This window comes from Mucilaginibacter sp. P1_A3, from assembly GCF_056406855.1.
Map to the genome: position 1 here is coordinate 386632 of NZ_JBFTZJ010000006.1, position 22156 is coordinate 408787.

The window sequence follows — 22156 nt, forward strand, 5'->3', positions numbered from 1 at the left end:
AGAGTTCTGTGTGTCAGTAAATGCGTCATTTAAACAAAAAAGAGCTTGATTATCTTGTAGCTTTTTCTTAGTTTTAATCAAGATCTTTTATCTGATTGCTGTATAAATTCGCTGTTTGTACGTTCTTTTTAGACTGAATTAAGGCCTCATTTTTACCGTCCCTTTGGTGATTAAGAGTTAGGTAGTTTACCGGTCTGTAGAGTGATTAACAATCAGTAATGGCGAAATAGTCCAAATGAGTATGACCTGTAATTACCAGTTATCATTCTATTATTTTTTCTTAGTGCCGCTGCGAGCAACTACTTTTCCAGAGTTATTAAATAGTATCCGCTGCCCATTCGCATAAACAACAAGTGTTCCCCTTTCAAAGTCATTTACATCATACAAGGCATATTTTTTCCTTGTATCGTCTTCATCTTTAAGCAAAAGATATTCCCCTGTATAATTGCCCTTAGCGTCTTTTAGGTATTTCTTTTCTGCTAAAAGCACGTTCATACTGTGGTCAGTAGAAGTATTAGAACTGCTACCTGAATAGGTTGATACTGGTGTAGTATTATTAGAGTAAGCGTAATTTTGATAGCTTGAAGTTGATGTTTGCGTGGGCTGCGCAGTTGACGTTGCGGTACTGATATTGTTTACTGGTGTTAAGGGGAAATCAAAGTTAGAATATGCAAATATTAGTTGCTTGTCTTTATTATACAGTTTAGCGGTTCTATCATTAAATAAAGTTAAATATCCAGTATAATTATTATAGAAATCATAAACATCATAAACCGTAAAGGTTTCGCCTTTAAAAAAGCTTCTTAAATAACTTCCGCTTTTAATATATGATGGTTCGTAAATTTTATACTTTACAGAAGAAGAATTAGTAGATGCTGCCGTAGTTGATGAATTTGTAGACCTGTTATAATAATTATTTAAATAGGTATCCGGGTTGCCAGTTGCGACTTTACCAGTATAGGGATTTGTATTGCCGGGATAGCTATAATTATTATATGGGTTTTTGTCTGGACTTGAACGGGTGTACGGAGCTACATAAGTGCCGTTCTTTTTAGTGTAACCCCTAACACTTACTTGGGCAAAAGTTAGAAGGACACTGAAAATAAATAATGCAGACAGGATAAATCTTTTCATTGCGATAAGTTTAGCACATAAAGATAATAAGTTTTATTTGCTTGTATCCAAAGATATTAAGGTCGTTTGGTGAACTGATAATTGCAATTCTGACAGGTGCAATAGATGTTTTTATTTTTAATACCGATATAGATTTGTAAGCCAGAGTAAATTAGAAAAGGTAAGGCAAGAAATATCAATCCCGGCTTTGCATCAAAAGATTCGTAAAGCATTACCAGACCGATGATTCCAGCTATCCCTCCTTTAAAAAACTTTCCGTATTTGGTGGTGTAGTCAACATAAAAGGTTTTGCAATTAGGGCATTGAATCTGATTCATATTATCGTGATGGTTTAGAACCTCGAAGATAAACTTTTCAACATGCTATTTATTGCTAATTATTTTAGTATAGTTTTGTTGTAATGTTTAATCTGAAATTTACAGCAACAATAGGTAATGATCGTGTTAACGTGGTTATTATGGCACCGGAAGGTATGGATGGTGCGTACTATATGATTTTTATTGATAACTATTGCTATGGTTCAATAATTAACCAGAATAGAAAATGGGTGAGGTTACACATTAACCAGCGTGAACTTACCGTAGATGATGTACAAGCCATCGGTGAGCGGATACACGAGCAATTGCAAGCAAAACAATGAGCGAAGAAAGTTATTTAGAGAAAGTAAGGATCTACCTTACACAAGAATTACCAGAACCCTATAGTCAGTTCATAACTGTTAAAGATTCGGCAATAACAGTGGTGATACCTGCAAGCATTACTTTCAATGATGGTTACGCTAAACTTCACCCGTTAATTGAAGCCAGTATACAAAGGATAAGAAACAGGGAGTACGATTTGAACTTTACTATCTGGACACCCAATCAGATACGGGATTTTAGAATCTATAGATAGTGATATCGTTAAGTTATTTTTACCTTTAGTAATAAACCTTTTCCAATTAATTTATGAATTTTAAAACTATTGAAGTACCATCGGCAGATTTCCTTTTTGAAAATATAGCAAGGAAAAAAGCGCAGGACATTATTAGTTCGCATTTGTATTTAGGTGCTTTTAGTAATCCTTACGGTGGTGCGAACGAGAGAATAGAGCAGGAAATTTTTCAATCCTTTTCGACCTTAATTCAAGCAGGTGATAAAATTGTATTTGTTATAATGATTATCACTCGAATCGTTAACCTTAAAAATGAACATCAAGACAACCGCAATAAATTGGATGTCAAAAAGCAAAATCACGATCACTACAAACGCAATTACGAGTCTACAACTGATTCATTAAACGAAATGCAGTATTACCTTTATGGGTTACTGTCAACTTACACAGGGTACAACCTTGATTCAAATACTTTTTCAGATAACGAGGTGTCAGCTTTAAATAATAGGATTGACACGATATTAAGCAAGCTGAATGAAATTGAATTAGGGCAAGAAATTATTTTTGATTCAATTGATGAACTAAAAAATGACTTTCAATCTTTGAAAACTGATTTTCCTTTGGGGAAAAAGAGGTGGTATCAAAGAGCATCAGGGGTAGTTGTATCTTATTTGGGGACGAAAGGTGCAGATGAAATCTTTGATGCATTGAAGCCTTTGCTAAAAGAACTAATCCATAACGCCCCCGAACTAATAAAGCTGTTATCAAGTTAAGGCAGATATAGGAAATAAAAAAAGCCCATTGCCGGGGCTTGAAAATAAGTTAATAAGTAATTATAATCTTAATATTTTTTTCTTAGCTGCATCATATTCTACCAGAGGTATAGCACTAGAATCTAATAGTTTTTTCATTTTAACTATTTCATCAACAGCACTAAGAAGTGCGGAGGTGGTTGCCACTTCTGTAGCAGATTTGCAAGGATTTACTTCACAGGATTCAATTGCATCATCAATAGGCCTGATTTGATGAAAGAAGAAACAAATAATCTGATAGTACCGCTTGACGATGATATGTTAACAGTACGGACTAAATAAAAACTGATAACCAGCAAAATTGAATCATCAAATGAGGAAAGAGTTGTTGATGTTTGTGAATATCCTGAAATTGTAAGTTTTTGATGCATTTGTTAAATTTTGGTGTTAAACAAAATTCGGATGCCGAAATAGGTTGCGATAGGTATGAGTTAGGCAACTATTAAACAAGGAAAAGTGCGCCATCAACTGCGCCAAACTGCGCCAATTTTATCTTACTGATTAAACAAAATGTCTTGTTTATCTTGCAAAAAAATCTTATATTTATTTAAGCATTTATCACACGGAAAAAGTAAAAACCACGATTTATAGCACGTTAACGCACAAAAAAAGCCTCTGAAAATTAATTCAGAAGCTGCAATTAAAAGGTGACCCGGGAGGGGTTCGAACCCTCGACCCACTGATTAAGAGTCAGTTGCTCTACCGGCTGAGCTACCGAGTCATTTTTTTGACGGGATGTAAATATGCTGATTTATTTTTGATTTTTGGTTTGGGGATTATAGATTTTAGGTAGATTTTTTTGAATTGATCCCTTTGTCTTTAAGCCTTAGCCTGTTACAGCAGTATTTTATACTGCTGCATACAAATCCTCACGCTGTTTTTGTACCACAGCGCTATTAATAAATTCGTCATAGGTCATCAGTTTATCAATATAGCCACCAGGGGTCAGTTCAACTATGCGGGTAGCAACGGTTTCTACCAGTTCATGATCCCGTGAGGTAAACAAAATGGTCCCCCTAAAGTCTTTCATGCCATTATTAAGCGCTGTGATCGATTCAAGATCAAGGTGGTTGGTAGGTTCGTCAAACATTAACAAGTTGGCTTGTTGCAGCATCATACGGCTAAACATGCAGCGCATTTTTTCGCCTCCTGATAATACATTGCTTTTTTTCAATACTTCTTCGCCAGAGAATAACATTCTGCCTAAAAAGCCGCGAATAAATTGATCGTCCTTTTCGCCGGGAGAGTATTCACGCAGCCAGTCGATAAGGTTATCATCTTTGCCTTTAAAGTATTCTGCATTATCGATAGGGATATCTGCCGGGTTGATGGTAACACCCCATTTAAAGGTACCCTTGTAATCAGTATCTCTGCCGGTTAAAATATTATATAGGGCAGTTGTGGCTAAACTATTTTGCGACAAGATGGCAATTTTATCGCCTTTGTTCACCGTGAAATTGATGTTGGCGAATAAAATTTCGCCATTAAGCGATTTGCTTAAATTTTCAACCTGTAGGATTTGGTCACCTGCTTCACGGCCAAGGTTGTTAAATATAATTCCTGGATATTTACGGTTTGACGGTTGTATCTCGTCAATATTGATCTTATCCAGGGCCTTTTTACGACTGGTTGCCTGCTTAGATTTAGAAGCATTTGCGCTAAATCGACGAATGAACTCTTGGAGTTCCTTAACACGCTCTTCTGTCTTTTTATTTTGATCAGATCGTTGTTTTAAGGCTAATTGGCTTGATTCGTACCAGAATGTATAGTTACCAGTATAGATAGTCATCTTGGCAAAGTCAATATCCACAACGTGGGTACAAACAGTATCCAAAAAGTGCCTATCGTGCGATACTACCAATACAATGGCCTCATATGAGGCTAAAAAGTCTTCCAGCCAGCTTACGGTTTGTATATCCAGATCATTGGTAGGCTCATCAAGCAGTAAAATATCAGGTTTGCCAAAAAGAGCCTGTGCTAGTAACACACGTACTTTTTGAGTGTTATCCAAATCTTTTACCAGGTTGTAATGAAACTCTTCTTTAATGCCCAGGTTGCTCAATAGGGTAGCTGCATTACTTTCGGCATTCCAGCCATCCATTTCGGCAAAAAGATTTTCCAGTTCACCTGCACGCTCACCATCGGCATCCGTAAAATCTTCCTTTAGGTAAATGGCATCCTTTTCTTTCATGATGGCATACATTTCCTTATGCCCCATCATCACGGTTTCTATTACCGAAAATTCATCAAAGGCATAGTGGTTTTGACTTAACACCGCCATACGTTCGCCGGGTGTAAAACTCACCGAACCACTGGTTGGGTCGATATCGCCCGAAAGAATTTTTAAAAATGTTGATTTTCCTGCACCGTTGGCACCTATAATGCCATAGCAGTTACCTTGCGAAAACTTTAGATTAACGTCTTCAAATAATGTACGCTTACCGTAACGTAGAGATAGATTGGATACCGTGATCATGCTGCACCTGTAATTTGCCGCAAAATTACGGTAAATACTTCGTTTTATGGTAAACTAAGCAGATATTATGTTTTTGAGGGTATTGGGGAAAAATATCGTATTTATTTCCCACAAATATTTTGGTGATTGTGGATGCAATTGCTCAAAATATTTGCTAAGAGTAGACTAAATGCCTGTTTTATACGTTGTAAGGATAAAATTTGCAAAACACAAATGAATGGAACAACCTTTGACTTACAATAATAAATAAATTAAATATCAACGGGTCATGGGAGCATTAATCGTAAGCTTAGTTATCATCAATATTGTGATAGCTTTCAATAATATACAAAAACGTAAGGTATATTAAATATATACCTTACGGCCTGCAAATGCACTTAAATTAATATATTATTTAAGGTTAGTGTTTCATGGTCGGCCAATTTTTGCAGAGGACCCGAGGCGAGCATCTTTAACATCATGTTAAGGTCTGCATTAATTGTAAAAAGAACATCGGTATGGTCGTTATTGGAAGATAATGACCATTTTAATTTCAGATCAAACGGAGGCTTTGCAGCCGGTACAATCACAATTTCCTCATTAGCTACGCGGCTTTCTATTTTTAGTGATAGTTTGGCCATATTTGGTATGCTAAAGCTGGCTTCATCAGCAGTAGATACCCATTCCTGTATATTATCGGGCATTAGTTTCTGGTGATTGTTAAAGTCGGCCAGGTAGCTGTATACCTCAGTTATGGGTTTGTTTATGCTGATAGAACTGGTGAATGTGGTCATTTATTAATTTAGAGATTTGAGAAATACTGAAAGTTAAATCGGTCAAAGTTCAAATAGCCCAATAATCACCTGCATTAAGGTTTATGCAGGAATTACAGGGCATTACCGGCGATATTATAATATTTAGGATTAACTTTTAGCTCGAAGCAATTTGTCCCCAGGTAGCAGGAGCTTCACGCCATTGTTTTAAAACGGCAACGTCCTTTTCGGCAATAAATTGGTTTTCTTCGGCGTATTTTATCAATGCATTATAGTTTGATAAGGTAACAAACGGACAACCGGCGTTCTTGAAATTTTCTGTTGCTACATCAAAACCATAACTGAATATGGCTGCAAGGCCGGCTACTTCAAATCCTGCAGTTTTTAAAGCGTCAACGGCTTGTAAGCTGCTTTTTCCGGTTGATATCAGATCCTCAATTACAACAACCCTTTTGCCGGTAGTGGTAGTAATATCTCCTTCAATTAAACTGCCTGTGCCATGTTCTTTTGCTTTGGCACGTACGTATATAAATGGAAGCCCCAATTCCTGCGCTACTAACGCGCCTTGTGGTATGCCCGCGGTTGCTACGCCAGCTATACAGCCAACACTGCCAAATTTTTCCTGAATAATAACAGTTAATTGTTGCCTGATATAGGTACGGATTGACGGATGAGAGAGCGTGACGCGGTTATCACAATAGATCGGCGATTTCCATCCCGAAGCCCATGTAAAAGGATTATTAGGTTGTAATTTAATTGCTTTAATTTGCAACAGGAATTCGGCAACCTGCTGTTCTATCTCATTTTTATTAAACATGGCTCAAAAATACAGAATTTATATTAACGAAAAGGTTATCCTGCTAACAGAATCAGAACCTCATAAAGTTGAAGATTATGAAAAGCTTGAAGCAGAGACTTTTGATCTTAAAATAATTTATACCTGGATATTGGCTAACCCCAAAAAACTGTTTTATATAAAGTGCAATAACGCCAAAGAATTTTTAAAATCAGTTAAAAAAAGCATAACACTTATTGAAGCTGCCGGCGGACTTGTAAAAAACACTGCAGGGCATTATTTATTTATATATCGTAATAATAAATGGGACCTGCCAAAAGGTAAAATTGAAAAAGACGAAAAGGTAAAAGAGGCCGCCGTGCGCGAGGTAGAGGAGGAGTGTGGTATAAAAGTAAGTAAGCTAAAAGATAAGATATGCAAAACGTACCATGTTTATATTAACCGGGGTGATGTTGTGCTTAAGAAAACTCACTGGTTTAACATGGATTGCAAGGATAGGAACAAGTTAAAACCCCAAAAAGAAGAAGGCATTACCGATGCCCGCTGGTTTGAAAAGCATCATATTGAACCCATAATTGACAATACGTTTCCATCTATTTTGGATGTATTGCATAAAGAAAAACTGGCTATAAATAAGCTAATGCCTCAGAAGGGATAAATTGGGCAACATCGCCGTGATGGCGCATAATTTCACGTACTATAGTTGAGCTAATGGATGAATATCCGGGCTTGCTTACTATAAAAATACTTTCAATATCGGGTACCAGGGCATGGTTCATTTGGGCAATGGCTTTTTCGTACTCAAAGTCGGATACGGTACGAATTCCCCTGATCATGTACGTGGCTCCAATGCTTTTACAAAAGTTAACTGTAAGGCCCTCGTAAGCTATGATATGAATGCGGTCATCGTGCTTAAAAACTGCTCTCAGCATCTGTTCGCGGGTTTCAATACTCAATAAGCCTTGTTTGCTGCTGTTTGCCCCAATGCCGATGTAAACCTTATCAAACAGATTAACAGAACGTTTCACGATATCAACATGGGCCTTGGTAACCGGATCAAATGAGCCTGGAAAAAGAGCGATTTTCATAGTAGGGTAATGTTAATGCTTCTGCCAAAAGTAGCAATGATTTTTAAAGTTTAATGCTGTTAGATGGAATTTATAATGCTATTATATCTTCCAGTTTGTAATAAACTTTAATGCCTTGTTCTTTTGCTATTCTAACATCTTCATCAGCTCCTTTTGATTCACCTGAGATTCTTAATATCGCGTCACATTTTGCAAGTATCCTGCGCGATACCGGGTATGAAATTTCTTCGTAAGCTTCGTCGCCGGGATATTTTGAGCCAGCTTGTTTTAAAAGAGGTAAGGCAAACCATTCGCCAATTACAGGGATGTGCCCTGCCCTGAATATGGGGAGCGCCGCCTCTTCCATTTTTTTTAAATTTTCTTCCATTAATTCAGGATTATCATTTGTGCCAGAACGGTAGGGGCCGGCTATTAAAATTGTTAAAGGTTTATTCATCATGATATTAAATTATTTATTTGGGCATACTGCAATAACATTATTGTTTTGGCATCTCTTATTTCGCCATTGTTCATCATTAGTAAGGCTTCGGCGAAAGGTAATTCCAACACTTCAATATTTTCGTTCTCTTCGTCAAGGCCGCCGCCATTGCTCACTTTCATGTCTTTTGTATACTCGGCTATAAAAAAGTAAAGTAGTTCAGTTACCGATCCGGGCGACATGTAGGCCTCAAATACTTTTTTTACATTGGCAATCTTGTAGCCTGTTTCCTCTTCAGTTTCTTTCCTTATGCAATCTTCGGCGTTATCCTTATCAAGCAGGCCGGCACAACACTCAATAAGCATCCCGTTTGCGTTTCCATTGATGTAAGTAGGCATCCTGAATTGCCTGGTAAGTATTACAGATTTATTGGCAGTATTATATAAAAGTATGGTAGCACCATTGCCCCTGTCATAGGCTTCGCGGCTGAGTTGCGATACCGAGCCGTCCTTTTTGGTTGCCTCAAAAGTCACTTTATTTAGGGTATACCAATTGTTTGATAGGATATCAATCTCTAATATTTTAATTTTATCCATGATTTATGATTGAATTTGATCGATTATGATTATTTTGAACAAATCAACAATATTTAAATGAACTTTCAAAAAAGAAAACAAAAAATTCTTGATAAACTAAATAGCTTAGGGGAGGTGGATATTAAAGATCTGGCTATTGAATTAAATATTTCAGAGATCACCGCCCGGCGGGATTTAAATCAGCTTGCCAATGATGGGCTGCTTTACCGTACGCACGGCGGGGGGATGAAGCTTGATCCGTTGGCAAAACCACATGATTTCTTGAACAAAACTGCTCAAAATTCAACAGTTAAAGATAATATTTGCCGTGAGGCAGCCGAACATATAAACGATGGCGATATTATTTTTATGGATTGCGGCAGTACTGTTTTTCGTTTATGCCAGTTTATAAAAAATAAAAAAATAAAGGTGATAACCAATTCGTTACCTGTTGTTTATGAATTACAAAATTGCGCAGTTTCACTAAATGTAGTAGGAGGCGAGTTTAATAACGAACGACAAGCGGTGCATGGTAAAATAGCAAATGAACATATAGCCAGGTATCATGCGGGCAAAGCCTTTTTGGGTGTTGATGGTATATCACAGAACGGGTTATTTGCCAATAGTGAGCTGGAAGCTGATATTACGTTAGCCTATATACAACAAAGTGCCTACACTTATATGTTGTGTGATGGCAGTAAGATAGGAAAAGAAACTTATTTAAAGTTTGCTGATATTAACCAGGTAGAAGCCATTATTACCAATGCTGATGACGCAAAACTGGCCTGCTTTAAAGATACTGCTTTAACTATTTTAAAAGTGAAATAACTAAAGTGGCTGATCTGTGGGGTTTCTGAAAAAAGAAAACGACGAATGCCCATATTTTCGCTGCTCCACAAAAGCCGGGTGTTGACTAATGTTTTGCATTGATTGATGTTCAACTATTAACAGAGCGCCTGGTAAAAGAATGTTCCTTTCAAAAACGATTTTTGGTATGTCGGGAATCTTGTTCAGGTCATATGGTGGGTCGGCAAAAACCAGGTCATATTGTTCCGTTTCTATTTGCAGGTATTTGAACACATCTTCTTTGTAAGCTTTTACCTGGTTTAGTTTATGCTGACGCGATGTATCTTTCAGGTAATTTACACAATGGATACTCCTGTCAACAGAAATAACTTCAGCAGCACCCCTTGAAGCAAACTCCAATGATATATTGCCGGTACCGCTAAACAGGTCGAGCACTTTGATGCCCTCAAATTCAATTTGATTGAGCAGAATGTTAAAAAGAGCTTCCTTCGCCAGATCGGTAGTAGGGCGTACCGGAAGATTTTTAGGTGGGTTAAGCCTTAAACCTCTTAAAGTGCCTCCGATGATGCGCATAATGAAAGAGCAGAAAGTGACAGTATTTTGTGACCTTCAATTTCGTAAGGTAATTGAAGTGGAGTTATGGTATTGATCTCTACCTTTCCGAAAAATTCGGCTAAGCGGGTGATGTTTTTATCGCCGGTATTAACCTCGCCACTTAAATATACATAAGTGTAGGCAGGTTGTAAATTAAGCTCGCTGGTTACTAATGATACAAAATAAGCCAGTTCATCTTCGCCGGTAAACTCAAAGGTATTGTAAAAACGAAGCTTGCTAAAGTTGAAGTTGGCTATCTCCACCGTTTCCTCATTGATGTTCAGGTACAGGTCCCGGTCGCCGGGGTGGTTAGCAGCTATCGCGTTTAACCAGCCTTTTGATGAAAATACAGTATTGCGTAAACCAAAATCCTCAGCGGCACTTATTAAAGCTTCTGATGTTTTATAAATAATGATGTTTTTATTATCTAATGGCTGGGCCAAAACTTTTTCGTTAGCCTGTACATCAAGAAAACGAGCCACATTGCTTACCTGGTCCTGTTTAAAAATGCTTTGTGGCAAAAGTGTAAAGCCTGTATTGGGTAAACCAATAACTACCTTTTTGTAGTTTGCAGATAACAGATCGAGCAACTCCTGCGGATCACTTAATTCATCCAGCGGGTGTTTATCTGCCAAGGCGATAAGCTTGTTTTGATCGCTTACCGCGTATGAAAACGATGTTTTATCAATTTGTATTAATAAAGTATAGCCCTGTGCTTTATCAAGACTAAAGTTATCATCATGGTAATTGTAGTTGTGTTCGCTCATGCCAGTTTAACAAAAGTAATATTTTTTAGCAGATACCATATAGGCAACTATTAAAATGCTTTCACTTTTGGGTGATGCCTAAATAAGAAACCTTGAAAAAAGAGATAGCAGAATATAAATAATTAGAGGCCGCCAGATAGGTTTGGGGTAATAGTCATCATCGGGGAAGTATTTTTTAAAGAAATATCTTGTTAGTATCAACCCGCCTATAATGTTTAGCGCTATAATTAAGCCCATAAGTTCCATCATGGGTAATAGCTGGCCAAATGTTAAAGTTGCACCCGACGAAGCTTTTTTAAGTAATTCGGTATCTATTTTAATACCAGAATACCTTATTACATTAATATATAACAAATAAAAAAGCACCAGGAAAAGTAAAACCTGGCTTATTGCTTTTTTATAGCCGGCTGCCCATAAGTTTAGAACAAGCAACACCCCGGCAAATAAAAAACTGAAAATAGAAAAACCAAAAATTGCCCGTTTTGAATAAATATCTACAAAATCGTCTGGTTGTTCTTCTACTTTATCCTCATTAAATTCCATGGTCAAATTTATAACTAATCCTGTTAGCTTTTTAATAAGGGTAAAGGTTTTTCAATTACTTATCAGCATTTTTGCAAAGTGACTGTAATTGATCATATCCGTAAAGCATTCCCGCATACTCCCACAGGCCAGCAACTGGAACTGTTTGATCGGTTACATGCTTTTTTACAGAGCCGCGATGGCGACGAATGTTTTATCCTGCGGGGCTATGCCGGTACCGGTAAAACTACGGTGCTTGGCGCACTTGTAAAAGCATTAAAGCAATATAATTACAGATCGATATTACTGGCGCCCACCGGGCGGGCTGCCAAAGTGATCACCAATTACTCGGGAAAAAAAGCTTTCACTATTCATAAACGTATTTACCGTAAAAAATCGGCCCTTAACCTTGATGATGGTTTTGCTATTGCTGATAACCTGGCCAGCGATACCCTGTTTATTGTGGATGAGGCATCGATGATATCAGATGATCCTGTTGGTAGCAGGGCATCTTTGTTGTATGACTTGGTAAGGTACGTGTACAACGATAAAAACTGCAAACTGGTGTTGGTGGGTGATACCGCGCAGCTGCCTCCTGTGGGCTCAGATAATAGCCCTGCTTTGGATGAAGCTATTATGAAGGGGAAGTTTGGCGTAAACGTTTTTAAATATGAGCTTACGGATGTACTTCGTCAGCAAAAGGATTCGGGTATCTTGTTTAATGCTACTGCTATCCGCGATATTATCCGCCAAAAAGAGGTGACTACACCTAAAATTATTACCAAAGGTTATAAGGATGTTTTTAGGATGACGGGTGAACGACTGGAAGAAGGGTTGAACTATGCTTATAACAAATACGGGTACGATAGAACGCTCATTATTTGCCGCTCAAACAAGAATGCCAACTTATATAACGGCCAGATCCGTAACCGCATCCTGTACCGGGAAGAGGAGCTCACCGGCGGCGATCAGATCATGGTGGTTAAGAACAACTATTTCTGGCTTAAAGATAATGATGAGAATAGTACCGATTTTATTGCCAACGGTGATATTGCCCGTATAAGAAAGGTACGCCGGATTGAGGACATGTATGGTTTTCGTTTTGCAGATGTGCAAATAGAGTTTATTGACTACGCCGAAGACCCGGTACTGGATTGCAAAATACTATTGGATACCTTGTATGCCGATTCGCCGGCCTTATCACAGGAAAATCAAAAGAAATTTTACGAGGAGGTAATGAAGGATTATGCACACCTGACAAATAAAAGGGCAATGCATAATGAGTTAAAACTGAACCCATATTATAACGCCCTGCAGATCAAATTCGCCTATGCCATTACCTGTCATAAGGCTCAGAGCGGCCAGTGGGATGCGGTTTTTGTTGACCAGGGTTATGTAACCGACGAAATGATCAATATGGATTTTCTTCGATGGTTTTACACCGCTGTTACCCGTGCCACTACCGAACTGTTTTTAGTGAATTTTGATAATCGCTTTTATAAGGTTCCGGTGGAATTTTAGTGATCAGGTGCATAGTTTCTGTCATGTGAAAACATCGTCCGGAATACTTTTGATATGAATTGTCAGCAATTTAAGTGACCTCGGTCCAAATTCTGTCTTCAAAAATTCTTTTATTCTTTGTTCGGGTACTTCGCTCTAAAAAGCTATCTTTATTCCATAATTACTTCAACAACATATCAAATAAGGATTGCCAAAAATCCTGCCTGTTAATCCAGGTTTCTGAAACGCTGATTGCTTAGCGCAAGTGTTTCGCACAATCTAATTTTTACATCATTCTATTATTCTAATCTAATCGTAATGAAAATTACACATACATTGGCAATGGGTTTTTGCTGCGCATTAATGTGCACAAGCCCGGCCATCAAAGCAAATACACCTATGGATACTTTATCAAATAAACAAAAAGTACTAGCGTTTTACAAGCTGATTGTTGGTCAGCGCAAGGCCGAACTTATCCCCGAATTTGTGTTGGAGGATTATAAACAACACAACCCTACGGTTGCCCAGGGCAGAGCGGGCATCACCGGGATGATCAACTACCTGAAAACGCTGCCACCGCCGCCTGCGGGAGCTAAATCACCCATCATTCGCGCTGTACAGGAGGGCGATCTTGTTATTACTCATCTTGATATTCAGTTTATGGGTAAGCACATGGTAGTTATTGACCTGTTTAAACTAAATGACGGAATGCTGGCTGAACATTGGGATGCCATACAGGAAATGCCCGATCAAACAGGCCTTGCTATCACCGCGACCAACGGTGCCACAGATATCGATGAAAGGAAATCAGCAGAAAACAGTAAACAGGTGGTAAATAGGTTTTATGAGTCTGTCATCAATAAGCAATCACCCATTGAGCTTATTAAGCCTGATTACATTGAGCATAATCCAACGGTAATTAGCAGCGGTAAAGACCTTGCGGATTATTTATCAGACGATCCTGATCGTGACATTAAAATTCACCGTGTTATCGCCGAAGGAGATTTTGTAGTAGTTCAATCTCAATTTAAAAGAGGGGGGAAGGGATTTGTACGCTATGAAGTTTTTAGGGTTGACACTGATAAGATTGCAGAGCACTGGAGCGTAGAACAGGCTGTGCCGGAAGGTATTGAGGCTGAAGATATGTTTTAAGAAAACTTAGTAAAAACAAAAGAGGCGACATTGCCTCTTTTGTTTTATAATTTCTTTAATGATACAAATAACTCGGCCTGTAATTGCCAGGTGCCATTAATTTTACGCCACATGGCCGAATAATTGCCACCCCTGCTGTACGAATTATTTGCTATCCAGGTACCGGTTTCCCATGCCATTATTCCATTGTCGCCTACGGTAATTGTTGCGGGTGTGCGGATGTAAGCTACGGTTTTATTGGTTTTGAATAATTTTTTCCAGCCGGCAATAATGCTGTCTTTGCCTGTGGTGGTAATTCCCCTGCCAATGGTTTGAGTAAAATCAGGCAGCCAGTATTTAGCCATACCGTCAATATTATGTTTAGCAATGGCCGTGTTGGATGCGGCTCTTGAAGCTTTGATAGTTTCCACGTCAACTTTATAGTTGTTTTGTTGAAGCGTAAACAGGGCACTTATCAATAATATGAGCGGTAATTTAATCTGGAGCGGCATACCTGGTATGGTTATTTACCTTACAAGTTAATTATTTTTCAAATCAATTCAGCATAGAAGTTTTGTTGATTTGTGGTGACGGAGATTAATATTTAACCACATCCTGCTGAATGTGGTTAACCCAAATTTTCTTTAACAGAAAAAAGCGGTAAAAACAAAAGCGGCATCAATCCGACGCCGCTTTAATATATTTTATTATTGTAAATGGTTATACAGAGAAACTTTCGCCACAGCCACAGGTACGGCTTGCATTAGGATTGTGAAAATTGAAGCCTTTTCCGTTTAAACCGTCAGAAAAATCAAGTTCGGTACCGGCAAGGTATAGGAATGACTTCATATCCAAGGCCATGCGTACGCCTTGGTCTTCAAAAAATTGGTCGCCTTTTTTTTCTTCGTTATCAAAATCAAGATTATATGATAAACCAGAGCAGCCACCTCCCTGAACAGACACACGCAGAAAATAAGAGGCATCAAGCCCCGAATCCTGCATCAGGTGTTCTATTTTACTTTTAGCTTTATCAGTTACAGTTACCATTTTATTAGTATCAAGTAGTTAGTATCAAGTAGAAAGATGCATTTATCAAACAAATATCTTACCACTTTCAGTACAAATAAGTTGCGTTAAGTATCAAGCTTAAATTGATACGTTAGTACCTAAATCTTGATACTAACTACTTGATACTTGCTACTTATTAATGGTGCGCTTTTTCGCTTACAAATGCTTCTAAGCCGTTTTTTACGCGGAAATCATTAATAGCTGCTTTTATAGCATCCTCTGCCAAAACAGAGCAGTGGATTTTTACAGGTGGCAAAGCCAGTTCTTCAACGATATCCATATTGTCAATCTTCATGGCATCATCGATGCTTTTGCCCTTTAACCACTCAGTAGCTAAAGATGAAGAAGCGATTGCTGAACCGCAACCGAAAGTTTTAAATTTTGCATCGGTGATAACATTGTTATCATCCACCTCAATCTGCAGACGCATAACGTCTCCGCATTCAGGCGCACCAACTAAGCCGGTACCTACTTTGTGGCTACTTTTATCCAAAGTGCCCACATTGCGGGGGTTAGTGTAGTGATCGATTACTTTATCAGAATATGCCATTTCAAAAATTTTTAAGTAGTAGTTATTTGTTCTGAGCCAGGTAAATCCTAAACTCTAATTTCTAAATTCTAAAATAAATCTTGCGCCAAATCCGAAATTGAAATTTCGAAATCCAGCATCAAAAATTAATGTTCTGCCCACTCAATAGAGTTAAGGTCAATTCCCTCTTTAAACATTTCCCAAAGCGGAGAAAGCTCGCGCAGGTGGGTAACCGAGTTTTTGGTTACTTCAATAGCGTAATCAACTTCTTCTTCGGTAGTAAAACGACCTAAGCCAAAGCGGATAGATGAATGTGCCAAATCGTCAGATAAACCTAAGCTTTTCAGTACGTATGAAGGCTCCAGTGAAGCTGAGGTACAGGCAGAGCCTGATGATACAGCAAGGTCTTTCATCGCCATCATTAAACCTTCGCCTTCAACATATTTGAAAGAGATGTTGGCTACATGTGGTAAGCGATGCTCAACGTTTCCGTTTACATAGCTTTCTTCCAGTACAGTTAATGCCGATTGTAGTTTATCGCGTAAAGCTGAAAGGCGTTTTGCTTCGCTTTCCATCTCTAAACCGCAAAGCTCGCAGGCTTTACCTAAACCAACAATGCCCGGTACGTTTAATGTACCAGAACGCATACCGCGTTCGTGGCCACCGCCATCCATTTGTGCTGTAACTTTAACCCTTGGTCCTTTACGGCGAACGTATAATGCGCCAACACCTTTAGGGCCATATATTTTATGTGCTGATAGTGCCAAAAGGTCAATACCATCAGCATTAACATCAACAGGTATTTTACCAACCGCCTGTACAGCATCTGTCATAAACAGTGCGCCATACTTGTGAGCGATAGCAGATATTTCTCTTATAGGTTGTATGACACCAATCTCGTTGTTACCATACATTACCGATACCAAAATGGTTTCGCTGGTCATGGCTGCCTCTAAAACAGCAAGGTCAACAAGACCATCTTCTTTAACCGGAAGGTAAGTAACCTTGCCACCCAGTTTTTCTACGTGTTTGCAGGCATCAAGCACCGCTTTATGCTCGGTAACGGTAGTTATAATGTGATTGCCTTTATCCTTATACATTTCAAATACGCCCTTGATAGCAAGGTTATCTGATTCTGTAGCGCCAGAAGTAAAAATTATTTCTTTCTCATTAGCGCCAATCAATTTGGCCACCTGCTCACGTGCATAGTCAACACCTTCTTCGGCCACCCATCCAAAAGGATGGTTACGGCTGGCGGCATTACCAAATTTTGTTGTAAAATAAGGTAACATGGCCTCCAGAACGCGTGGATCCATCGGTGTAGTTGCATTGTTATCTAAATAAATTGGGATATTCATAATGCTAAGTATATTAACAATACAAAGATACACAAGTTTTTATTTAAAATCATTCAAAACAAAGGGTAAATTAACAAACCTGACTATTAATTTACAATATTTGGACATGAATAAAGTGGAGCATATTGGGATTGCCGTAAGCGATATTAAGGTTGCTGGTGATATATACGGGAAGCTTTTAAATACTCCTGTTTATAAAACCGAGACCGTGGAGCAGGAGGGGGTACTAACCGCTTTTTTGCAAACGGGCCCCAATAAAATTGAGTTGTTACAGGCTTTAAATGAGGATAGCCCCATAGCTAAATTCATCTCCAAAAAAGGGGAGGGGATTCATCATATTGCTTTTGAAGTAGATGATATTATTGCCGAGATGCAGCGGTTGGAAAGTGAAGGTTTTATATTGCTGAATGATACACCTAAGCGTGGTGCTGATAATAAATTAGTTTGCTTTGTGCATCCTAAGAGTGCGAATGGTGTGTTGATTGAATTGTGCCAGGAAATAGAATCAAGAGATTAGAATCAAGAATTAAGACAAAAATGGGCGAAAATATCGACATAGAATTTGCATCGTTTGAGTCAAATCATGATTTGATCATTCCCGAGGATCTGAAAGATTATTTCCGAACGTTTAATGTGGATGATTATGATTTGGATATGTTTGCCTTTTATGGTTTTGATCAATTCAAATCTGTAAAAGATGAAGTTGGTGATTGGGGAGGGACCCCAGACTATCGAAATATCGTCAACGTTTTGACGTTGCATGAGAATTGCTTCGTTTTTATCGATTATTTCTGTCATTTATGCATTTACGCCATAAGGCTACACCAAGGTGCATCTGAACAAAATGAAGTATACGTTATTTGTGGGGACAGTTTTAAAGTAGTTGCTAATTCATTTAAAGAGTTTTTAGAAATTTATTTTAGGGAAGAATGGGATGGGATTTTTATTTAGTAAAGGCTAAGTCATTGCTAACAGTATTTTATCTGTTATGAAATATTTTCCAATATTGTTTTTTGCAGGTGTAATGCTGATTGCCATCGGTTGCAATTTAAAGGATAAAGCTGATCCGACTAAAATGTCCGACGATTCCTGGAGTACATTAACAATTGTTTCTGAACATAGGGTAGTTATAAAGATTGTTAATGATAGTGATACAACCATTATTGAAACCCATAACAGGGGTTCAATTTTTACGGCAAAGCCTAAAAAGGTTATGACAGACACTGTGAAAGCGTATTTTACTAAAACAGAAAAAGATACAATTTTTAATTTGGCAAAAGAGATTGTTTCGCGCCCTGTGATAAGCAGCCGTCATTGTACAGATTTTGTTGGTGATTTGGATGTTTTTATAAACTATGGGGATGTTAGGCAGTCGATTAATTATTCAGGCATCTGCGATTGGAATACGCTGTCGGACAAGACATTGAAATTGCATAATTTGCTCAGAAGGAAAATTAAAGATGTCTTTTTAGGAGAAGGAGGGGTCGCAACCAGTCATACTGAAAAATAGTTCAATGTTCATGCTCGTTATTTGATTTGCAATATTGTTAATCAGTTTGTTATATATTTGACTGAATCTGCAGTTGCGCTGCCATTGGCCATGTTCCATCAACTATGAACTTATTTTGACTTTCGCTTTTGACATTTGAATTATTTTATTACATTTGCGCCTCTTTTAAAGACTACAAAGATAAGTTTATATATAATGAAAAAAGATCTGCATCCATCAAACTATAGGTTAGTTGTGTTTAAAGATATGTCAAACGACTATGCTTTCATGACTAAATCATGCATCGATACACGTGAATCCATTAAATGGGAAGACGGTAACGAGTATCCATTGATCAAATTAGAAATTTCGCACACTTCGCACCCTTTCTATACCGGTAAAATGAAACTGGTTGATACTGCAGGTCGTATCGATAAATTCCGTACGCGTTACAACAAGAAGTAATTTCTTGTTTAATTAAATATTTACAAGTCTCGGCTTTGCAGCCGGGACTTTTTTTATTTTTGTGCCATGGGACTTATCCTTTTCGACGATAACACACACCAAACACTGCTACCGCTTACCTATACCAGGCCCGTGGCCGATATGCGCATAGGTATCCTTACCATTGCAGAAAAGTGGGCTAAGTATTTAAATACTAATACTTCTTTTTATACGCTTGATTATTTGCAGGCCAAATTTCCTGTAAAAATCGAGTCTGATAATTTATTTATAAACGGCGCGGTTTGTCCCGATGAAAACTTGTTGGATGCCATTAGCAAGCTACAAACCGGCGAAGCGCTAAAATGTAGCGATCAGCTGCTGGCTGTGAAGCTGAACCGGGCTGAGGCGGAAAGCTTTGATGCCGGTGCAACATTTGATAATGTTACAGATTACACAGATTCGTTTGTATTTATTCGCTATCCCGAAGATATTTTCAGGAAGAATGAAATTGAGCTCAGGAAAGATTTTCAACTTCTTACCAAAGGCCGCACTAGCGCCCAAATAAGTTCAACCAATACCATTATAGGTGACGATTTTTTTGCCGAAGAAGGTGCAGTTGCTGAATGTTCTACATTTAACACTACCAACGGGCCAATATATTTATCAGCCAATACCGAGGTTTGGGAAGGCACCCATATTCGCGGCGCTTTTGCATTATGCCAGCATTCGCAGGTAAAAATGGGGGCGAAGATCTATGGCGCTACCACTGTAGGACCGTATTCGCGTGTTGGTGGCGAATTGAATAACGCCGTTATCTGGGGGTATTCCTCAAAAGGGCATGAAGGATATTTAGGCAATGCTGTGCTTGGCGAATGGTGCAACATCGGTGCCGATACCAATAACTCGAATCTTAAAAATAATTATGCAGAGGTGCGCCTTTGGGATTATGATACGCAGCGTTTTAGAAAAACCGGTCTGCAATTTTGTGGATTAATCATGGCCGACCACGCCAAATGCGCCATCAATACCATGTTTAATACGGGTACAGTGGTAGGGGTTAGCGCCAATGTTTTTGGGGCCGGCTTTCCACGTAATTTTGTTGCCGATTTTTCATGGGGTGGAGCGCAGGGTTTTGAGGTTTACTCCATCAAGAAAATGTTTGAAACCGCCGAGAAAGTATTTGAACGCCGGGATCACCGTGAGTTCGACGATATAGAAAAGAATATACTACAAAAAGTATTTGAATTAACAGAGGAATACAGAAGGTTTTAAAGTTGGTGAGTGGTTGATTGAGTTGATTAAGTGAATGGTCAAAGCCGAATCAATCAAATATTAATCATTCATTCATCGCTTAGCATAATCAACCATTCACCCAATCAACCACTCACACAATCAATTAAAATAATAAAATCATGAGAAAAAAAATTGTTGCCGGAAACTGGAAAATGAATCTTGACTATAATGAAGGATTAGGCGTATTTACCGAGATCATCAATATGGTTAAAGACGAAGTGACCGGCACACAGGAAGCGGTTATCTGCAGCCCTTTTATTCATATCAATAGCCTGGTACAATTGGCAAAAGGTTACAATAAAGTTTCTGTAGGAGCACAAAATGCTCACCAGGCCGAGAGTGGCGCGTATACCGGTGAGATCTCTGCAAAAATGATCAAATCAGTAGGTGCTGCTTATGTTATAATAGGTCACTCAGAGCGTCGTCAGTATTTTGGCGAAAGCAATGAGTTGCTGGCTAAAAAAACCGATACTGTATTAAAGCATGATCTTCGCCCTATTTTTTGTATCGGCGAAACGTTGCAGGAGCGCGAAGCTAACCAACACTTTGATGTGATTAAATCACAGCTTGTTGAAGGTGTATTCCATTTAGAGGCTGCCGATTTTTCAAAGTTGGTTTTGGCTTATGAGCCTGTTTGGGCTATTGGTACCGGCGTAACTGCTTCATCGGCGCAGGCTCAGGAAATTCATGAATTTATCCGCAAAGAAATTGCCGCCAAATACGGCCAGGATATTGCTGATAACACTACCATTTTATACGGAGGTAGCTGTAACCCTAAAAATGCAGCCGAACTATTTGCCCAGCCAGATATTGATGGTGGCCTGATAGGTGGTGCATCGTTAAAATCACGTGATTTTGTAGATATCATCAAGGCTTATAATTAATTGGATAGGGTGTAAGCTAAACTACGTTTCATTGCTAATATTTCAAACAGAAATAATTATTGAACGTTAATCAGGTGTGTTAATGAACACACGAACACAAGCCCACGCGTCATTGCGAGGAACGAAGCAATCTCTTTGCTATACAGAGCGACGATGCAAAGTCGACATGTATGTGCAGAGATTGCTTTGTTCCTCGTAATGACGTGTTTTTAGGTAGCTTTTAAATATGAAAGTTTTTCTCCCGCCATTAGTTGCTTTTATTGGGTTTGCTGCCTTTGTAATAGTTAGCGCACTTGCCCATGCTATGCAGATAAGTGATATGGGAGAGGGGAACGTTCATGCTTTTATGGCTTGTTTTTATTATTGCTGGCCATTATATTTTATAGTAGCCATATTAACGCAGTGGATAATTATTGTTCCTGTTTGGAATGCCTTTGTGTTACACTCAGCAGCTGCAGCGTTGATTACTTTTAGTGTGGTTGCCGCTATTTGTACGTTTGCAGCAGGAGGCGTTGCTTATGCCATTTGGGATGAGCAATCCGGGTATGATAGTTTAATTGGCCTAACTACCATTATGTTATTTATTCAGCTGGCTTATTGGGCTGTTAATTTTTTTATATTGTTTTTGGTTACCGGTAAAACGGTTACGTTGAAAAAGAAGGATGTTGAAGAGACAGCTGTGCTGGAAGAGTAAAACAAGATGAAAATTTGTGAACGCAAGTTTTAAATTTGGGACACTAATAATTTGTCATCATGAACGCAGTGAAGGAGCTATTCGGAGACTGTACAGGGCGAAGATGTATGGCGGATAACAGATCCTTCACTGCGTTCAGGATGACAATTTTT

28 protein-coding genes and 1 tRNA gene are annotated in these 22156 nt (G+C 38.5%); 14 read left to right on the forward strand and 15 right to left on the reverse strand.

The genetic code is table 11. From position 1 onward, the window contains the following. Positions 1 to 270: 270 nt before the first annotated feature. On the reverse strand, positions 271 to 1134 hold the full coding sequence (locus tag AC1D0K_RS14860) for a hypothetical protein (protein ID WP_477394890.1): 864 nt from the start codon (positions 1132 to 1134) through the stop codon (positions 271 to 273). Between the two features lie 400 nt (positions 1135 to 1534). Between AC1D0K_RS14860 and AC1D0K_RS14865 the strand changes: the two genes are divergently transcribed. The 3 genes from AC1D0K_RS14865 to AC1D0K_RS14875 are packed head-to-tail and all read left to right on the forward strand — an operon-like array spanning position 1535 to position 2780. Continuing rightward, positions 1535 to 1774 carry a hypothetical protein gene (locus AC1D0K_RS14865; protein ID WP_477394892.1) on the forward strand — a complete coding sequence of 80 codons (240 nt, stop codon included), beginning with the start codon at positions 1535 to 1537 and terminating at the stop codon, positions 1772 to 1774. Then, positions 1771 to 2028 carry a hypothetical protein gene (locus AC1D0K_RS14870; RefSeq protein ID WP_477394894.1) on the forward strand — a complete coding sequence of 86 codons (258 nt, stop codon included), beginning with the start codon at positions 1771 to 1773 and terminating at the stop codon, positions 2026 to 2028. The genes AC1D0K_RS14865 and AC1D0K_RS14870 overlap by 4 nt, the downstream gene beginning before the upstream one ends. Before the next feature lie 53 nt (positions 2029 to 2081). Further along, complete coding sequence (locus tag AC1D0K_RS14875; protein ID WP_477394896.1) at positions 2082 to 2780, forward strand: hypothetical protein; 699 nt, start codon at positions 2082 to 2084, stop codon at positions 2778 to 2780. 687 nt (positions 2781 to 3467) lie between these two features. Here AC1D0K_RS14875 and AC1D0K_RS14880 read toward each other — a convergent pair. The 4 genes from AC1D0K_RS14880 to pyrE all read right to left on the reverse strand — a co-directional run bounded on the left by AC1D0K_RS14880 (position 3468) and on the right by pyrE (position 6864). After that, positions 3468 to 3540, reverse strand: a tRNA-Lys gene (locus AC1D0K_RS14880). 126 nt (positions 3541 to 3666) lie between these two features. Continuing rightward, positions 3667 to 5295: an ABC-F family ATP-binding cassette domain-containing protein gene (locus AC1D0K_RS14885; protein WP_477394898.1), complete on the reverse strand. Its 1629-nt coding sequence runs from the start codon at positions 5293 to 5295 to the stop codon at positions 3667 to 3669. Between the two features lie 377 nt (positions 5296 to 5672). Then, entirely contained in the window at positions 5673 to 6068 is a 396-nt protein-coding gene (locus AC1D0K_RS14890; protein ID WP_477394900.1) for an SRPBCC family protein, read from the reverse strand. Between the two features lie 136 nt (positions 6069 to 6204). Next, positions 6205 to 6864, reverse strand: a complete 660-nt coding sequence (pyrE, locus tag AC1D0K_RS14895) for an orotate phosphoribosyltransferase (protein ID WP_477394902.1) — start codon at positions 6862 to 6864, stop codon at positions 6205 to 6207. On the opposite strand from pyrE, the gene AC1D0K_RS14900 reads away from it, so the two are divergent. Continuing rightward, positions 6863 to 7501 (forward strand): NUDIX domain-containing protein, encoded by a 639-nt coding sequence (locus AC1D0K_RS14900; RefSeq protein WP_477442801.1) that lies wholly within the window; start codon positions 6863 to 6865, stop codon positions 7499 to 7501. The two genes, pyrE and AC1D0K_RS14900, sit on opposite strands and share 2 nt — an antisense overlap. On the opposite strand, the gene coaD is transcribed toward AC1D0K_RS14900, so the two are convergent. From coaD to nudK, 3 genes are all read right to left on the reverse strand, one after another. Next, complete coding sequence (gene coaD / locus AC1D0K_RS14905) at positions 7470 to 7931, reverse strand: pantetheine-phosphate adenylyltransferase (protein ID WP_477394906.1); 462 nt, start codon at positions 7929 to 7931, stop codon at positions 7470 to 7472. The two genes, AC1D0K_RS14900 and coaD, sit on opposite strands and share 32 nt — an antisense overlap. A gap of 70 nt (positions 7932 to 8001) precedes the next feature. Further along, positions 8002 to 8370, reverse strand: coding sequence for a DUF4406 domain-containing protein (locus AC1D0K_RS14910; protein ID WP_477394909.1), 369 nt, complete (start codon positions 8368 to 8370; stop codon positions 8002 to 8004). Beyond that, on the reverse strand, positions 8367 to 8945 hold the full coding sequence (nudK, locus tag AC1D0K_RS14915; protein WP_477394911.1) for a GDP-mannose pyrophosphatase NudK: 579 nt from the start codon (positions 8943 to 8945) through the stop codon (positions 8367 to 8369). The genes AC1D0K_RS14910 and nudK overlap by 4 nt, the downstream gene beginning before the upstream one ends. A 57-nt stretch (positions 8946 to 9002) precedes the next feature. Here nudK and AC1D0K_RS14920 point away from each other — a divergent pair, with 57 nt between their 5' ends. Further along, positions 9003 to 9752, forward strand: coding sequence for a DeoR/GlpR family DNA-binding transcription regulator (locus tag AC1D0K_RS14920; RefSeq protein WP_477394913.1), 750 nt, complete (start codon positions 9003 to 9005; stop codon positions 9750 to 9752). Here the strand turns inward: AC1D0K_RS14920 and rsmD are convergent, their stop codons facing one another. The 3 genes from rsmD to AC1D0K_RS14935 all read right to left on the reverse strand — a co-directional run bounded on the left by rsmD (position 9753) and on the right by AC1D0K_RS14935 (position 11635). Then, positions 9753 to 10304 carry a 16S rRNA (guanine(966)-N(2))-methyltransferase RsmD gene (gene rsmD, locus AC1D0K_RS14925; RefSeq protein WP_477394915.1) on the reverse strand — a complete coding sequence of 184 codons (552 nt, stop codon included), beginning with the start codon at positions 10302 to 10304 and terminating at the stop codon, positions 9753 to 9755. Next, positions 10280 to 11092, reverse strand: coding sequence for a DUF3822 family protein (locus tag AC1D0K_RS14930; RefSeq protein WP_477394917.1), 813 nt, complete (start codon positions 11090 to 11092; stop codon positions 10280 to 10282). Before AC1D0K_RS14930 ends, rsmD begins: the two co-directional genes overlap by 25 nt. A 78-nt stretch (positions 11093 to 11170) precedes the next feature. After that, positions 11171 to 11635 carry a hypothetical protein gene (locus tag AC1D0K_RS14935; RefSeq protein WP_477394919.1) on the reverse strand — a complete coding sequence of 155 codons (465 nt, stop codon included), beginning with the start codon at positions 11633 to 11635 and terminating at the stop codon, positions 11171 to 11173. Between the two features lie 78 nt (positions 11636 to 11713). Between AC1D0K_RS14935 and AC1D0K_RS14940 the strand changes: the two genes are divergently transcribed. Then, a complete protein-coding gene (locus AC1D0K_RS14940) occupies positions 11714 to 13135 on the forward strand; it encodes an ATP-dependent DNA helicase (RefSeq protein WP_477394921.1) in 1422 nt (473 codons plus the stop codon). A 297-nt stretch (positions 13136 to 13432) separates the two neighbouring features. Beyond that, positions 13433 to 14266 carry a nuclear transport factor 2 family protein gene (locus tag AC1D0K_RS14945; protein ID WP_477394923.1) on the forward strand — a complete coding sequence of 278 codons (834 nt, stop codon included), beginning with the start codon at positions 13433 to 13435 and terminating at the stop codon, positions 14264 to 14266. A gap of 44 nt (positions 14267 to 14310) precedes the next feature. On the opposite strand, the gene AC1D0K_RS14950 is transcribed toward AC1D0K_RS14945, so the two are convergent. The 4 genes from AC1D0K_RS14950 to AC1D0K_RS14965 form a co-directional block, all read right to left on the reverse strand. Continuing rightward, on the reverse strand, positions 14311 to 14757 hold the full coding sequence (locus AC1D0K_RS14950; protein ID WP_477394925.1) for a YybH family protein: 447 nt from the start codon (positions 14755 to 14757) through the stop codon (positions 14311 to 14313). Between the two features lie 208 nt (positions 14758 to 14965). Then, positions 14966 to 15292, reverse strand: coding sequence for a HesB/IscA family protein (locus AC1D0K_RS14955; RefSeq protein ID WP_477394927.1), 327 nt, complete (start codon positions 15290 to 15292; stop codon positions 14966 to 14968). Positions 15293 to 15449: 157 nt separating this feature from the next. After that, positions 15450 to 15863: a Fe-S cluster assembly scaffold IscU gene (iscU, locus tag AC1D0K_RS14960; protein ID WP_477438147.1), complete on the reverse strand. Its 414-nt coding sequence runs from the start codon at positions 15861 to 15863 to the stop codon at positions 15450 to 15452. Positions 15864 to 15988: 125 nt separating this feature from the next. Next, a complete protein-coding gene (locus AC1D0K_RS14965) occupies positions 15989 to 17200 on the reverse strand; it encodes an IscS subfamily cysteine desulfurase (protein WP_477394931.1) in 1212 nt (403 codons plus the stop codon). 106 nt (positions 17201 to 17306) lie between these two features. On the opposite strand from AC1D0K_RS14965, the gene mce reads away from it, so the two are divergent. The 7 genes from mce to AC1D0K_RS15000 all read left to right on the forward strand — a co-directional run bounded on the left by mce (position 17307) and on the right by AC1D0K_RS15000 (position 22004). Continuing rightward, a complete protein-coding gene (gene mce, locus AC1D0K_RS14970; protein ID WP_477443080.1) occupies positions 17307 to 17717 on the forward strand; it encodes a methylmalonyl-CoA epimerase in 411 nt (136 codons plus the stop codon). Between the two features lie 20 nt (positions 17718 to 17737). Continuing rightward, entirely contained in the window at positions 17738 to 18151 is a 414-nt protein-coding gene (locus AC1D0K_RS14975; RefSeq protein WP_477394935.1) for an SMI1/KNR4 family protein, read from the forward strand. A gap of 37 nt (positions 18152 to 18188) precedes the next feature. Next, the gene (locus AC1D0K_RS14980; protein WP_477394937.1) at positions 18189 to 18710 is read left to right on the forward strand and encodes a hypothetical protein; all 522 of its coding nucleotides are present in this window, start codon (positions 18189 to 18191) and stop codon (positions 18708 to 18710) included. Positions 18711 to 18905: 195 nt separating this feature from the next. Next, positions 18906 to 19154 carry a type B 50S ribosomal protein L31 gene (locus AC1D0K_RS14985; protein WP_477394939.1) on the forward strand — a complete coding sequence of 83 codons (249 nt, stop codon included), beginning with the start codon at positions 18906 to 18908 and terminating at the stop codon, positions 19152 to 19154. Positions 19155 to 19220: 66 nt separating this feature from the next. Continuing rightward, on the forward strand, positions 19221 to 20405 hold the full coding sequence (locus AC1D0K_RS14990) for a GlmU family protein (RefSeq protein ID WP_477394941.1): 1185 nt from the start codon (positions 19221 to 19223) through the stop codon (positions 20403 to 20405). Positions 20406 to 20545: 140 nt separating this feature from the next. After that, positions 20546 to 21310 carry a triose-phosphate isomerase gene (gene tpiA, locus AC1D0K_RS14995; RefSeq protein WP_477394943.1) on the forward strand — a complete coding sequence of 255 codons (765 nt, stop codon included), beginning with the start codon at positions 20546 to 20548 and terminating at the stop codon, positions 21308 to 21310. 226 nt (positions 21311 to 21536) lie between these two features. Then, positions 21537 to 22004, forward strand: coding sequence for a hypothetical protein (locus AC1D0K_RS15000; protein WP_477394945.1), 468 nt, complete (start codon positions 21537 to 21539; stop codon positions 22002 to 22004). Positions 22005 to 22156 lie beyond the last annotated feature (152 nt).

Coding starts and splice junctions, on each gene's coding strand:
- AC1D0K_RS14870 (WP_477394894.1), top strand. CDS start 1,771: ATGAGCGAAGAAAGTTATTTAGAGAAAGTAAGGATCTACCTTACACAA.
- pyrE (WP_477394902.1), bottom strand. CDS start 6,864: ATGTTTAATAAAAATGAGATAGAACAGCAGGTTGCCGAATTCCTGTTG.
- AC1D0K_RS14885 (WP_477394898.1), bottom strand. CDS start 5,295: ATGATCACGGTATCCAATCTATCTCTACGTTACGGTAAGCGTACATTA.
- AC1D0K_RS14930 (WP_477394917.1), bottom strand. CDS start 11,092: ATGAGCGAACACAACTACAATTACCATGATGATAACTTTAGTCTTGAT.
- AC1D0K_RS14860 (WP_477394890.1), bottom strand. CDS start 1,134: ATGAAAAGATTTATCCTGTCTGCATTATTTATTTTCAGTGTCCTTCTA.
- AC1D0K_RS14975 (WP_477394935.1), top strand. CDS start 17,738: ATGGGCGAAAATATCGACATAGAATTTGCATCGTTTGAGTCAAATCAT.
- coaD (WP_477394906.1), bottom strand. CDS start 7,931: ATGAAAATCGCTCTTTTTCCAGGCTCATTTGATCCGGTTACCAAGGCC.
- AC1D0K_RS14945 (WP_477394923.1), top strand. CDS start 13,433: ATGAAAATTACACATACATTGGCAATGGGTTTTTGCTGCGCATTAATG.
- AC1D0K_RS14980 (WP_477394937.1), top strand. CDS start 18,189: ATGAAATATTTTCCAATATTGTTTTTTGCAGGTGTAATGCTGATTGCC.
- AC1D0K_RS14950 (WP_477394925.1), bottom strand. CDS start 14,757: ATGCCGCTCCAGATTAAATTACCGCTCATATTATTGATAAGTGCCCTG.
- mce (WP_477443080.1), top strand. CDS start 17,307: ATGAATAAAGTGGAGCATATTGGGATTGCCGTAAGCGATATTAAGGTT.
- AC1D0K_RS14890 (WP_477394900.1), bottom strand. CDS start 6,068: ATGACCACATTCACCAGTTCTATCAGCATAAACAAACCCATAACTGAG.
- AC1D0K_RS14865 (WP_477394892.1), top strand. CDS start 1,535: ATGTTTAATCTGAAATTTACAGCAACAATAGGTAATGATCGTGTTAAC.
- AC1D0K_RS14990 (WP_477394941.1), top strand. CDS start 19,221: ATGGGACTTATCCTTTTCGACGATAACACACACCAAACACTGCTACCG.
- AC1D0K_RS14900 (WP_477442801.1), top strand. CDS start 6,863: ATGGCTCAAAAATACAGAATTTATATTAACGAAAAGGTTATCCTGCTA.
- AC1D0K_RS15000 (WP_477394945.1), top strand. CDS start 21,537: ATGAAAGTTTTTCTCCCGCCATTAGTTGCTTTTATTGGGTTTGCTGCC.
- AC1D0K_RS14965 (WP_477394931.1), bottom strand. CDS start 17,200: ATGAATATCCCAATTTATTTAGATAACAATGCAACTACACCGATGGAT.
- AC1D0K_RS14920 (WP_477394913.1), top strand. CDS start 9,003: ATGAACTTTCAAAAAAGAAAACAAAAAATTCTTGATAAACTAAATAGC.
- AC1D0K_RS14910 (WP_477394909.1), bottom strand. CDS start 8,370: ATGATGAATAAACCTTTAACAATTTTAATAGCCGGCCCCTACCGTTCT.
- AC1D0K_RS14875 (WP_477394896.1), top strand. CDS start 2,082: ATGAATTTTAAAACTATTGAAGTACCATCGGCAGATTTCCTTTTTGAA.
- AC1D0K_RS14935 (WP_477394919.1), bottom strand. CDS start 11,635: ATGGAATTTAATGAGGATAAAGTAGAAGAACAACCAGACGATTTTGTA.
- nudK (WP_477394911.1), bottom strand. CDS start 8,945: ATGGATAAAATTAAAATATTAGAGATTGATATCCTATCAAACAATTGG.
- AC1D0K_RS14955 (WP_477394927.1), bottom strand. CDS start 15,292: ATGGTAACTGTAACTGATAAAGCTAAAAGTAAAATAGAACACCTGATG.
- rsmD (WP_477394915.1), bottom strand. CDS start 10,304: ATGCGCATCATCGGAGGCACTTTAAGAGGTTTAAGGCTTAACCCACCT.
- iscU (WP_477438147.1), bottom strand. CDS start 15,863: ATGGCATATTCTGATAAAGTAATCGATCACTACACTAACCCCCGCAAT.
- AC1D0K_RS14985 (WP_477394939.1), top strand. CDS start 18,906: ATGAAAAAAGATCTGCATCCATCAAACTATAGGTTAGTTGTGTTTAAA.
- tpiA (WP_477394943.1), top strand. CDS start 20,546: ATGAGAAAAAAAATTGTTGCCGGAAACTGGAAAATGAATCTTGACTAT.